This is a genomic window from Secundilactobacillus pentosiphilus (assembly GCF_002217985.1).
Lineage (GTDB): Bacteria > Bacillota > Bacilli > Lactobacillales > Lactobacillaceae > Secundilactobacillus > Secundilactobacillus pentosiphilus.
Genome location: NZ_BCMI01000003.1, coordinates 98,335 through 111,510, shown reverse-complemented (window position 1 = coordinate 111,510; position 13,176 = coordinate 98,335). Strand labels below are relative to the sequence as shown.

Genomic DNA, 13,176 nt, shown 5'->3' with positions numbered 1-13,176 from the left:
TAAGACGTTTCTTGAATTGATTTCTGAAAGGATTTTCTAACTATGGAAATATTAGCACTAGTTATCGGGATTCTATTCCTATTAGTTTTGATTATTCAATTCAAAATGAATACTTTCGTCTCCCTGATACTAACTTCTGTTTTAACTGCCATTTTACTTGGGATGAACCTCACCAAAATTGCCGCGACCATTGAAGAAGGTATCGGTAGTCAATTAGGTGAGCTGTCACTGGTCTTTGGTTTTGGTGCCATGCTGGGTCGGTTAGTTGCCGACGCCGGCGGGGCTCACAAAATTGCCACAACTTTAATCGACAAATTCGGTCGAAAACGACTTCAGTTAGCTATTATGCTTGCGTCATTCATTATTGGTATTGCCCTCTTCTTCGAAGTTGGGATGGTCCTGTTAGTCCCTATTGTCTTTGCCATTGCCGTTGAAGCTGAAGTTCCCATCCTTTACCTGGGAATCCCAATGGCCGCCGCTTTGTCAGTTACCCACGGCTTTTTGCCGCCTCACCCTGCACCAACTGCCATTGCCGCAGCTTTGGGTGCCAGTGACGGTAAAGTCCTGCTCTTCGGTATTATCGTGGCGATTCCAGCTGCTTACGTTGCCGGTCCGCTGTTCACCAAGTTAGCCGAAAAATTTGCGCCTTCTGCTTTCAAGCAAAAGGGTAACTTAAGTTCACTGGGTGAAGTTAAGGAAATGGCACCCGAAGACGAACCCAGCTTTGGCCTCTCCGTTGTCACTTCACTGTTCCCAGTTATCCTGATGGCCATTACGACGATCTACAAAATGACCGTTGATGGCGGTACCACGCCGACTAAGAACGCCACCATGCTGGACCAAATCGTGGCCTTCATCGGTGATCCCGCCATTGCCATGCTGATTTCATTGCTGTTTGCAATGTGGTCAATGGGCTGGGCGCGTGGCCGTGCTACTAAAGACATAATGGAAACGGTTGAAAACGCCGTTAAATCCATCGCCATGCTGCTGTTAGTTATTGGTGGTGGCGGTGCCTTCAAGCAAGTTCTGATCAGTGGCGGTGTTGGTGACGAAGTTGCCAAGATCTTCACGCACTCCAGCATCAGTCCGCTGATCCTCGGCTGGTTAGTGGCCGTTGTTTTACGGATTGCTTTAGGTTCTGCTACCGTTGCTGCTTTAACGGCTGCCGGAATCGTTGCCCCATTGATGTCAGCCGCTGGTGTTGACCCCGCCCTAATGGTGCTTGCCATTGGTGCCGGTTCACTGGCAGCTTCACACGTTAACGATGCCGGGTTCTGGATGTTCCGAGAATACTTTGATTTAACGGTCAAACAAACCCTCTCCATCTGGACGGTGCTTGAAACGGTGATCTCGGTCGTCGGGATCTGTATGGTCATGATTCTAAATATGTTTTTCCACTAATCATTAATATCACGTTTTGAAATCCTTCCCCGGTGGTTCATGCACCGGGGTTTTTGTTACTCTATTAACGGTGCTAACTTATCCGATCACGGTTTACTTGAACTTGAGAGCAACGATTCCCAATGCTAAAATGAAAGCGGTTTAGACAGTTTACACACAAAGGCAGATGCATTGATAATGACAACGGAACTCGAAAAGCAGCAAAACGGCGACTTGTACGATGCCCATGACCCGATTTTCAAACAGTACAAAGATGAGGCCAACCACTTCTTAATGGCCTACAATCAAACCCCGTATGATCAAGCAGACAAGCGGCGGCAGCTGCTGGAACAGTCACTTGGCAGCATCGGTGAAAACGTCACCGTGGGAACCCCTTTCCTGTGTGATTTCGCCCGCAACATCCACTTGGGCAGTAAGATCTCAATCAACATGAATTGTTCCTTTATGGATTCAGGTGAAATCCGCATCGATGGTGAGACCATGGTCGCGCCAAACGTTCAAATCTATACCGGCACTCACCCAGTCCCCCTCTCAGAACGCCTTAATGCCCAGTGGGCTGAACATCCAAAACAGCACTTTGTCAGGACCCAATCTCTGCCGGTCCACATTAAGCACGGCTGCTGGATCGGCGGCGGTGTCATTATTTTACCTGGCGTCACGATCGGTGAGGGTACCGTCATTGGTGCCGGCAGCGTAGTCACTAAGGATATCCCTGATCACGTCGTTGCCGTGGGTAATCCGTGTCACGTCCTGCGTAAAATTAATGAATAAGCTTTGAATGAGAGTGTGACGCAACTCGGTAGATTCCAGAATTTAACGCAAAAAAGCGTATTCCGTCGAACTTTGTCGGAATACGCTTTTTTGTGTTAAATGGCCGGAATCTGAGTTGTGGCGCAGGTTAGACTAGATTAAAGTATTGAGCAAAAGCAAACTTTAAATTGTTTTTAAGTCAAGAAACCAAATGAAATTTTTATCAATATAGACTTATGGCACACTCTCATTTTGACTTTAAATTTCATCACGTTACATCGTACTAACGGTCCAATACCCGCTAGTTAACCTCATTATTACCCGTTTCCGGTAACGGCAAGTCCGGAAACATGCGCTTCAAATACTCCGTTGCAGGTTCATCCGTGACGTGATCAGCCTCAATCACCTGGGTGATGGAATTAAACGTCAGCATCAACATGATCGCCCCGTTTTCATCCCGAACCGGATAGTACCTGATTCCCAGTTGAACGGCTCGAAAAATCAAGTTCTGGGCGTTTGCCGACAGCCGTGACATTCTGGGCAAAAGCTGCTCAGTGCCGACCCGTTTGGCCTTCCATACCGTGGCTTTTAACTGACCAAACGTCATCAGACTGTCGTTTTCGTCCAAGTGGCTTTTCAGCATGGCAGACGGCGTCAGCTCAGGGTGGGTGATCACTTCGGCAAAGTCGTCGATCGCGTTGATCAGCTCAGTATGAGCATTCAGCTTGACTGCCAGTTCGTGCAGCTGCTGGAATACCCGCTTGCCTTCAGCCACCTTAAACGTTGCGTGAGAAGGTTCCTCAAGTGCGACTTGTTCATTATCAGCCTCCGCCTGCTTCAATTGATCTGCTATCTGACTTTCATCCACGGGGGTTACCAATGCGTAAACAAACAGTAACTTCATGAAGTAAAGTGCGTGACGGCTAATGCCGTTCGAATGGAATGGCGTGGTGTCCAAACACCGAACTTCAAGGTAACGGACACCCTTGGTTGACAAGTCATGGAGTTGGTTCACCCCGCGTAAACGAACCGGACCATAAAATTCAGCTTGACTGTATAATTTTTGACTGTCGACCAAGTCCGTTAAGTGCTGAATAAAGTACGGCAGCGATTGGTAAATCGTGGCATCAACGCCATCTCCGGGTAAATTAGCGTACCCGAAATGACTGTTACGAATACTTCTTACTGGATGTGACAAACTTGCCGGGCGCTGATTGAAGAAACCGTCTTCAGCAACGGGTGAAGCCCCGAACAAATACGTCAGTAACCACTCGTTTAACACCAGATTTTGTGCCATCCGAAAATAAAGTGCGTTGCGAAAATCGACAACCTGATCAAACTCATCTTCATAATGAGTATAAAGCCGGTTGATAACGGGATCTGGGATACTGTAGTTCAAATGAGCCCCCGTCATCACTTTGGAAGCCACCCCGTACTTTTGGGTGAGGTAATTCCGATAGTCAGCGTAAGCCGGGCGTTCAAAGTGTGCTTTGATGAAGTCAGTGTCTGCTGCAGTGATCCTTGGCGGCATACTCAGCGGCCAAATTTGGTCACCAGCCTGCAAAGACCGGTAAAAAATCGTCTGCAACGTATCTAACTGATCCAGCGCGCCACCAATATTAGGATTAGGATCAGTAATCACCTCAGCCTGCGCTTCGGCGAAATCCGTCTGTAAATATGGATGAAAGGTCCTCGAACCCAGCATCCTCGGGTGCGGTTCACGACTCAGCTGGCCCTTTTTATTGACCCGATTCTCTTCGATTTCCAGTCCGACCAATCCATGATACAGCTGTTCACTAACGCCTTCTGATTTAATGACGCTCAATAGATTATCTAACATCCGAGATCCCCCGTTTTGTGTTGTAACGTTGAATAGATTATAGATTAAAACGTGGTGAGTAATCAAGGTCTCTAACTAACTTCCCCCAATAAAAAAGAACCGCCAAGACCTCTCAGCAGTTCTCTTTTATTGAAGTTTTAGTCTTTTTCCAGTAACGTGACGGATTCGATGTGCGGTGTCTGTGGAAATTGATCAACTGGCTGAATGGGTTCAGTCACGTGGTAGCCCTCTTCGCCAAAGCGTTGAATATCCCGAATCAACGTGGATGGATTACAACTGACATAAACGATCTTCTGAGGTTGCATCTCCGCTGCACTGTGAACCAGCGTTTCGTCCAACCCTTTACGTGGTGGATCAACCACAATAACATCGGGCTTCAAGCCTTGTTTTTGCCATTCAGCCATTTGGTATTCGGCCTTATTGGTTTCAAAATGCAAATTAGTTAAGCCGTTAAGCTTAGCATTCTTCTTGGCATCTTCTACGGCGGTTGAAACGACTTCAACCCCGTAAACTTCTTTAGCATGGCGTGCCATCGCTAAGGAAATCGTCCCAATACCGCAATAAGCGTCGATCACCGTTTCGTCGCCAGTCAAGCCAGCACGGTCGATGGCTAGCTGGTAGAGCTTCTCGGTTTGAACCGGGTTGACCTGATAGAATGACTGCGCAGAAATTTCAAAACGGTTGCCTAACAGTGAATCATGGATAACGGGTTCACCGTATAACACGTTGGTGATGGGTCCCATGATCACGTTAGTTGGCCGATTATTGACGTTTTGAATAATGCTGGTCACTTCCGGCAGTTCTTCTGTGATCTGCGCCACGATTTCCTTTGAGCGCGGTAAGGTATGGCTGTTAGTGATCAAACCGATCATCATTTCTTTTTCGTAATAGCTCTGGCGAACCATGACGTTTCTAATGATTCCCTTATGGGTCCGTTCATCATAAGCGGGAATTCCTTCGCCACGCAAAATATCGCGTACGATCACGATTGCCTTGTCGATTCTAGGATCCTGAATGTAGAAATCAGTTAGTGGGACTAAGTCGTGGGAGTGCTGGCGGTAAAAGCCCGTCTCCAACTGACCCTTTACCATCCGAACTGGGATTTGCGCCTTATTACGGTAATGGTAAGGGGTTTCCATACCAAGCGTATCAGAAACACGCAGGTCAAGTTTATTCTTGGCCAGCAACGATTGAATCTGACGCTGTTTAAAACGAAGCTGGGCCGGATAGATCATATGCTGCAAGGGTGCGATTCCCGCTTGGGCAAGTTTCCGATCCTTCGCATCGATCTCGGCCCGATCTGGTGAAGTCGTGATGTGTTCCAAAACCCGGCCAAAGCCAAAGCTCTTGCCAACTTTTGTCACCACAAACTTGATTTCTTCACCTGGTAAAGCGTTGGCGATAAACAATGAATAGTTGTCAATCTTGACAACGCCATTACCTTCATAGGTCAGGTCCATAACGGTCCCTGTATACGTTTCGTTTTTTGTTACTGGTGCTTGTATTTTCATTAAAATCTCCTTGTTCCTTGTTTTAACCAAAAGAAAGGTTTTGCTGCCTTACGTATCATACAGCAAAACCTTCTCAATTCATACCTAAAATACTATTTCTTTGCTTCACTTGGCGTTGGCAGTTTCGAAACGCCAGCCAAGAATTTACGCTCAGCTTCAAGAACTTCAGGGGTTTCTGCTTCCACAGCTGCATCTGGAATATCATCCAGATTAGCGTAGGTTTCAATGTGCTGCTTCAAGTTAACGAAGGTCATTGGTGCATCACCGCCATATTCCCCATCTAAGTTGATCATGATCTTGGAGTCGCCCTTGGGTTTAGCTTCAACTTTACGCACTTTACGATAAATAATCCGCGGATCGTTAATGTGCTTACCCCCGTTTAACACAAGTGTCAGCAGGTGTAAAATCTCAGCTAAATTACTGGTCTTAACAATGATCATGGTGAACTTACCGTCGTTTAACGACGCATCGGGAACAATCTGTTCAAAGCCGCCAACCGAATTGGTCAACGCGAGGAAGAACATGGATGCTTTACCATCGTATTCTTCACCATCATACTTGAGATCGACTTTAAATGGCCGGATCCGTGGCAGCAGTTCGGCACCCTTAACTAGGTAAGCTAAGTAGCCAAACAGTGTCTTAAGGTTAGATGGTACCTCGTAGGTCAACTCGGTCAATCGACCGCCGCCAGCGATGTTGACAAAGTATTTTTTACCTGCCATGCCAATATCCATTTTAATTGTCTGGTCCTTCAAAACAACCTTTGCAGCGGCTAATGGATCCTCACGCGGAATACGCAGCGCACGGGCGTAATCGTTCGTGGTTCCGGCTGGAATGATGGCCATTTTAGGTCGCTTCTTCAAGCCGGCGATCCCGTTGACGACTTCATTAATCGTGCCGTCGCCACCGGCTGCCACAACTAAATCAAAGCCTTCGCGACTCACCCGTTCGGCTTCGTCACGTGCCGAATTAGGAGCCGGTGTCGTGGCAAACGCACTGGTTTCGTAACCCGCCTGCTCAAAGACTCCTAGTATATCGATCATATCCTTCTTCAAGGCCTCCCGGCCGGAAGATGGATTATATATCACTCGCGCACGTTTCCGCATAAGTGTTTCCCTCCATTATTAAACAACTGTTTACTTTTTAAGTGAAGCAATCAGCAGCTTGTTAACCACTTGCGGGTTAGCTTTACCGTGAGTCTGCTTCATGATTTGACCAACTAAGTAACCAACGGCACGGTCTTTACCATTGTTATAGTCATCGATTGACTGCTGGTTATCTGCCAGTACGCCATCAATGATTGGCTGCAGCTTAGCCGGGTCAGATAACTGAACCAAGCCCTTTTCTTCAACGAAGGCCTTGGGTTCCTTACCTTGGGTGATTGCTTTGAAGACCTTTTTGGCCATCTTAGATGAAATCGTCCCGTCGGTGATCAAATTGATCATCCCAGCCAAGTTAGCAGGGGTCAATTTAGTATCCTGTAAATCAGCATGCTGTTCGTTCAAGAAGGCGTTAACGTCACCTTGAAGGTAGTTAGCAGCGGACTTGGGATCAGCACCAAGTTTGACGGTTTCATCGAAGAAATCGGCCATTTCCTTGGTTTGAGTAACCACCATGGCATCGTAGTCCGTTAAGCCAAGTTCTTTAACGTAACGCTGACGACGGCTGCCTGGCATTTCGGGCATTTCAGCACCGATCTCATTGACCCATTCATCACTGATGTTCAGGGCTGGCAAATCGGGTTCTGGGAAGTAACGGTAGTCATCGGAACCTTCCTTGACACGCATCAGCACGGTTTCACCGGTGTTTTCGTCAAAGCGGCGGGTCTCTTGTTGAATCTGGCCGCCAGACATCAGCACACGCTGCTGACGCTGTTCCTCAAAGGCCAAACCCTTACGGACATAGTTGAAGGAGTTCAAGTTCTTCAGCTCAGTCTTGGTCCCAAATTCCTTTTGGCCTTCTGGACGAATCGAGATGTTGACATCGACACGCATGGAACCTTCTTCCATCTTCACATCGGAGATCCCAGTAAATTGAATCCGTTGACGCAAAGCTTCCAAATAAGCATAGGCTTCATCAGGAGAAGCGATTTCTGGTTTCGACACGATTTCAATCAGCGGTGTGCCTTGACGGTTTAAATCGACATACGAATAGTCGCGTTCGTGGGTGTTCTTACCGGCATCTTCTTCAATATGCATTTCGGCAATCCCGACGCGCTTCTTTTCGCCGTCAACGTCGATTTCGATCCAGCCATCATGGGCAATCGGCTTATCAGATTGAGTAATTTGGTAAGCCTTAGGGTTATCAGGATAAAAGTAGTTCTTCCGGTCAAAATGAGTGTGCGGTTCAACTTGCGCATGAAGTGCTAAAGCCGCCATGATACCGCTCTTGACAACACCCTTGTTGGTGGTTGGCAAAACCCCAGGATAACCCCAATCAATAACGTTGGTGTTAGCGTTAGGGTCGTCCCCAAACTCAACGGGAGATGGGCTAAAGATTTTGGAATTGGTTTTTAATTCAACGTGGACTTCAAGTCCGATAGTTGTTTTAAAATTCATTAGTTATTGCCCCCTTGCTTCGGTGTTTGTTTATGGAAATCGGTGGCTTGTTCAAAGGCGTAACCTGCTTTGTAAAGCGTCGTTTCGTCAAATGGCCGACCGATCAGCTGCATGCCCACTGGCATACCCTTGGCAAAGCCGGCAGGAATGGACATACCTGGCAAGCCAGCAAGGTTAACGGGGATGGTTAAAACATCGTTCATGTACATGGTCATTGGGTTAGAAATCTCTTCACCAATCTTAAAAGCTGGTGTTGGCGTAACCGGACCCATGATAAAGTCGTGATCCTTTAAGACGGCCTGGAAATCGTTAATAATCAACGTCCGGACCTGAGCGGCCTTCTTAAAGTAAGCATCGTAGAAGCCGGCTGACAATGAGAATGTCCCCAGCATGATCCGACGCTTAACTTCGTCGCCAAAACCTTCGGTACGGGAGTTCACGTAAACGTCTTCCAGATTCTTAACGTTGTCGGAACGGTGGCCGTAACGAATCCCATCAAACCGTTGCAGGTTAGATGAAGCTTCGGAACTGGCAATGATGTAGTAGGCAGCGACCCCGTACTTGTTATGAGGCAACGAAACTTCGTCAACCGTTGCACCGAGTTCACGGTACTTATCGGCTGCGGCCAAGATTGCGTCTTTCACGTCTTGATCGACACCTTCACCCAAGTATTCCTTCGGTAAACCGATCTTCATACCCTTAACGCTGGTCTGATCGTTCAATTCAGCGGCAAAATTCGGCACTTCTTTAGTCGAAGTCGTCAGATCATGATCATCATGACCGGCAACGGCGGATAGCAAAATGGCGTTATCCTTAACTGTCCGGGTCATAGGGCCAATTTCATCCAGGCTGGAAGCAAAGGCAATCAAGCCCCACCGTGAAATACGGCCGTAAGTTGGCTTCATCCCAACGATCCCGTTAAAGGCTGATGGCTGACGAATCGAGCCACCAGTATCGGAACCAAAGGCGGCAATCACTTCACCAGAGGCCACAGCAGCTGCGGAACCACCTGATGAACCACCGGGTACGCGGGTGTAGTCCCACGCGTTTTTAGTCGTCTTAAAAGCGGAGTTTTCAGTTGAACCACCCATGGCAAATTCATCCAGGTTGGTTTTACCAACGTTGATCATGCCCTTCTTATTCAAGGTGCTGATAACCGTTGCGTCATAAATCGGCACAAAGTTCTCCAGCATCTTAGAAGCGGCCGTAGTGGTCAGCCCCTTAGTCACAATGTTGTCTTTAATGGCTAGTGGAATACCAGCCAGAACGTTATCTGCATCAACGCCCTTTTCATCCATTTCAGCAGCCTTTTTCAAAGCTGCGTCCTTGTTAAGCGTCAAAAAGGCGTTCAAGTCAGGGTCAGTAGCTGCAATGTTGTCAAAAGTAGCCTTTACCAAATCAGTAACACTGATTTTTTTGGCCACCAAATCATCATGCAGCGATGTGAGATCTTTTTCGAAATAGTTCATCGTTTCTACTCATCCTCACTTTCATCAATAATAGTTGGTACTCTGATATAACCTTTTTCGGATTCTGGTGCGTTGGCCAGCAAGCCTTCGCTTTGGCCCCAGTTATCAGCAACATCATCTCTCATGACGTTGATCTGATCACTGACACTTGAAGTTGGTTCAATCCCTTCAGTGTCGACTTCGTTTAAAGTTTCAAATAACCCAATAATTTCGTCTAATTGGGTGGTAAAGTACTTCAGCTGATCGTCGTTCAGACTTAACTTCGCTAACGAGGCAACGTGTTGTACTTGGTCTTGATCAATTCGACTTGCCATCAAGTTTCCCTCTTTCACAAGTATTCTGCGTAAATTACGCTACACATCAAATATACTACCACATTCTAACAAAAAATAGCACCGGTTTCTAAGTCCGAACCGGTGCTATTTTTAAGTTAAGACAAGTTTTTATCAATAACTGTTAAAGACGTGAGACGTAAACTTCTTTTGCCCGTTATCACGGCTCAGGAAACTTTGAACGCCTTCCGTTGAACTGACAGTAATGTCAATTGGTGCGTTAGAAGGCAAGTACTTTTGAGCAGCTTGCTGCAGGTACTGGGTAAAACTAATGATCTCAGTTTGACTGTAGAACTGCGTGGTAATGTTAACGTTCATCCCCGTCAGCTGTTTGTTGGTGTAGTGTGCCTGAGCAGTCACCCCACTCAAATTAGGGAAGTAGTTTTGAATCTGGTTCTTAAAGTTTTCAAAGGAAGCTTCGTCGTTTGAGTTACCCGTGGCTGACTTGGCTGTCGTCGTTGGGTAAACGTAGTTTTTTTCGCTGATCGGCTTCCAAGAACTTACTTTAGTGGCACCGCCCTTATTGTTTGAATAAGAGAAGAAACTGCCGCCAACCAGACTGTCATTTGGCGCCTGCCGGTAAAGCGCGATGGTGATCGGCACGTTCTTCAAAGCGGGCTTTTCACGTAAACGCTGCAACACTTGATTGGCAATCAGTTCGCCTTCACGTCTCGATTCAGCTTTACTGATCTTCGTCTGGAAGGTTGAGCCAAACTTCTTCTTTTGATAATAATCAACGGAATTCATGCCCAGTCCAACGGTTACGCCGGACAAGGTCAGCTTCTTGCCGCTCTGCTTCATGAAGTCCTGTTCTTCCATCTGCTGCAGGTAAACTGGGGTCCGGGTATTCGGATCGGTCTTCCCGTTATCTGCGGGGTTTAAACCATCCGGGTTAGCCTTGGTTTTACGTCCCAGCCATTTTTGAACGGTACTGGTATTTAAGTACTGCCCTTCTTCAAAAATGTACTTGCTTGGTGAATAAACCTTTTTCGAAACGGTTAACAGACCGTTTTCAAAGCTCTTCAAGTTGTACTGATTATCGTTTTGGGAAACGTTGACACCGCGAGACTTGCTCGTGACGTACCGGCCGTTTCTAATCACACTTTGATAATCACCCGACGAAGCCTGGCCGGTAAGCTGTGTTCCCCTGTTAGAGTTACTGCCACCAGCACTGGCACCGCTGGAACTGCCTAAATTGCCGCAAGCGCTCAAGAAGAGGCCGCAAACTGCCATTACAAATAAGGCTTTAAATCGTTTCATTACTTCTTTCCTCCATCTTCAGTCTGAGACGCCATCTCGGCTGCAAACCGTTCCTCATTCCAGACTGGTACGTCGAGAGCTTCTGCCTTGGTTAACTTACTGCCGGCATCCGTTCCCGCGATTACAAGATCCGTCTTCTTCGACACGCTGCTGGTCACGTCCGCGCCCTGTGCTTCAAGCCAATCACCGGCTTCACCGCGAGTCATGCTGGTGAGTTTACCAGTCAGGACTACCCGCTTACCGTTAAAAAAGCTGTCCGTTGCTGCGGATTGTTCGGCGCCAGACGTATAAGTCATGTTGACACCGCGTTCTTCTAGTTCGTGGATCAGCTGACGTGCACCATCATTGCTAAAGTAGGTCACCAAACTGTCCGCAATCGTATCACCGACTGAATCGATCTGGGCGATTTCTTCCTGAGTGGCAGCCATAACGTTAGTCATGGTGTTAAAGTGAGCAGCAATCAATCGGGCTGCTTTATTGCCCACGTGACGAATCCCTAATCCAAATAATAAGCGTTCTAGCGAATTATTGCGACTGTTATCGAGTGCATTTAATAAATTATTAGCAGATTTCTCACCAAATTTGTCTAATGTTACTAATTGATCGAACGTCAGGTCGTATAAATCGGCAACATCCGAAACGTATTGCTTCTCAAATAACTGACCAATGATCCGTGGGCCGAGGCCGTCAATGTCCATGGCGTTCCGTGATGCGAAGTGGGTCATCTGTTCCGTTAGCTGTTTAGGGCAGCGCGGGTTGATGCAGCGCAACGCCACTTCATCGTCCAAGTGAACCAAAGTAGCGCCGCAGGATGGACAGTGGGTTGGAATCACGTACGGCTGGCTGTCAGCCGGCCGCTTATCTGGCAGGTAGTTGGAAATTTCCGGAATGATATCCCCGGCTTTGTGCAGCAGCACGGTGTCACCGATGCGGATCCCCTTCTCATTCAAATAATCGGGGTTATGCAGGGTGGCCCGGGCAACGGTGGTCCCGGCTAACTGCACCGGATCCATGATGGCCGTTGGTGTGACAACACCCGTTCGGCCAACCGTCCATTCAATGTCGTGCACAACGGTCTGTGCTTCTTCCGGCGGGAACTTGTAGGCAATCGCCCAGCGCGGCACCTTGACCGTAGCTCCCATCGACCGTTGAACCGGCAGTGCGTTCACTTTAACAACGATACCGTCGATGCCGTATGATAAATCATCACGCTGCTGCGTATATTCATCAATGTAGGCGCTGATTTCGTCCATGTTATGGGCAACGCGGTAGTTGGCGTTAGTGGTAAAGCCCAGCTCAGCCAGCTCGTCGATCAACCCGCTTTGAGTCCGCGTGTTCAACGGTTCGTAATCCGCCACGTTATACATAAACGTGCTCAGTTTCCGTTCGGCGGTCACCTTAGTATTCAGCTGCCGCAAACTGCCGGCAGCCGCGTTGCGGGGATTGGCAAAGACCGACTTGCCTTCCGCGTCCCGCCGCTTATTGAGTTCAATAAACGAGGCTTTTGGCATGTAGCATTCACCGCGGACTTCAATGGTCAGCGGCCGGGTAAGGTGGGTCGGGATCGACGGAATGGTTTTCAGGTTGGCCGTAATGTCTTCACCGATCTGCCCGTTGCCACGAGTAGAGCCCTGAATCAACTCACCGTCAACGTAGCGCAGTGAAATGGCCAGACCATCGATTTTGAGCTCACAGTTATACGTCCCGGCTTCGTTTTCCGTGATATGCGACACAAAGTCCGCCAGCTCTTCTTTGGAAAAAACGTCCCCCAAAGACAGCATCGGGATCTCGTGGGTCACCTTGGAAAAATCGGACGAAATGTCGCCGCCCACGTTTTGCGTCGGCGAATCCGGCGTGATTAAGTCCGGGTATTTTTTTTCAATCGCAACTAATTGCGCATATTTTTGATCGTAAACCGAGTCCTCAACGGTTGGGGCATCCTCACTATAGTAAGCCTCTCCCCAAGCCCGCAATTGCGGCCGCAGTTCCGCCGCTAAGGCCTGCGCTTCTGCTTTTGTTAGAGAATCAAGTGATGGTTCCATTTCCACACCCCTG

Annotated in this window: 10 protein-coding genes; 2 read left to right on the top strand and 8 right to left on the bottom strand. The window is 47.9% G+C overall.

The window, feature by feature from the left end; genetic code table 11:
* Positions 1-42: 42 nt before the first annotated feature.
* Positions 43-1,401 carry a gluconate:H+ symporter gene (locus tag CES81_RS02455; RefSeq protein WP_089088759.1) on the top strand — a complete coding sequence of 453 codons (1,359 nt, stop codon included), beginning with the start codon at positions 43-45 and terminating at the stop codon, positions 1,399-1,401.
* A gap of 177 nt (positions 1,402-1,578) precedes the next feature.
* Positions 1,579-2,172, top strand: coding sequence for a sugar O-acetyltransferase (locus CES81_RS02450; RefSeq protein WP_089120535.1), 594 nt, complete (start codon positions 1,579-1,581; stop codon positions 2,170-2,172).
* A 280-nt stretch (positions 2,173-2,452) separates the two neighbouring features.
* On the opposite strand, the gene CES81_RS02445 is transcribed toward CES81_RS02450, so the two are convergent.
* The 8 genes from CES81_RS02445 to ligA all read right to left on the bottom strand — a co-directional run bounded on the left by CES81_RS02445 (position 2,453) and on the right by ligA (position 13,163).
* Complete coding sequence (locus CES81_RS02445; RefSeq protein ID WP_089120534.1) at positions 2,453-3,991, bottom strand: gamma-glutamylcysteine synthetase; 1,539 nt, start codon at positions 3,989-3,991, stop codon at positions 2,453-2,455.
* Positions 3,992-4,128: 137 nt separating this feature from the next.
* The gene (gene rlmD / locus CES81_RS02440) at positions 4,129-5,502 is read right to left on the bottom strand and encodes a 23S rRNA (uracil(1939)-C(5))-methyltransferase RlmD (protein WP_089120533.1); all 1,374 of its coding nucleotides are present in this window, start codon (positions 5,500-5,502) and stop codon (positions 4,129-4,131) included.
* 92 nt (positions 5,503-5,594) lie between these two features.
* On the bottom strand, positions 5,595-6,608 hold the full coding sequence (locus tag CES81_RS02435) for a diacylglycerol kinase (protein WP_089120532.1): 1,014 nt from the start codon (positions 6,606-6,608) through the stop codon (positions 5,595-5,597).
* 30 nt (positions 6,609-6,638) lie between these two features.
* Positions 6,639-8,060 carry an Asp-tRNA(Asn)/Glu-tRNA(Gln) amidotransferase subunit GatB gene (gene gatB, locus CES81_RS02430; protein ID WP_089120531.1) on the bottom strand — a complete coding sequence of 474 codons (1,422 nt, stop codon included), beginning with the start codon at positions 8,058-8,060 and terminating at the stop codon, positions 6,639-6,641.
* Positions 8,060-9,529, bottom strand: coding sequence for an Asp-tRNA(Asn)/Glu-tRNA(Gln) amidotransferase subunit GatA (gene gatA / locus CES81_RS02425; protein ID WP_089120530.1), 1,470 nt, complete (start codon positions 9,527-9,529; stop codon positions 8,060-8,062). Before gatA ends, gatB begins: the two co-directional genes overlap by 1 nt.
* 5 nt (positions 9,530-9,534) lie before the next feature.
* The gene (gatC, locus tag CES81_RS02420; RefSeq protein WP_089088766.1) at positions 9,535-9,843 is read right to left on the bottom strand and encodes an Asp-tRNA(Asn)/Glu-tRNA(Gln) amidotransferase subunit GatC; all 309 of its coding nucleotides are present in this window, start codon (positions 9,841-9,843) and stop codon (positions 9,535-9,537) included.
* 132 nt (positions 9,844-9,975) lie between these two features.
* Positions 9,976-11,121: a CamS family sex pheromone protein gene (locus tag CES81_RS02415; protein ID WP_089120529.1), complete on the bottom strand. Its 1,146-nt coding sequence runs from the start codon at positions 11,119-11,121 to the stop codon at positions 9,976-9,978.
* Positions 11,121-13,163: an NAD-dependent DNA ligase LigA gene (gene ligA, locus CES81_RS02410; protein WP_089120528.1), complete on the bottom strand. Its 2,043-nt coding sequence runs from the start codon at positions 13,161-13,163 to the stop codon at positions 11,121-11,123. The genes CES81_RS02415 and ligA overlap by 1 nt, the downstream gene beginning before the upstream one ends.
* Positions 13,164-13,176: the final 13 nt, after the last annotated feature.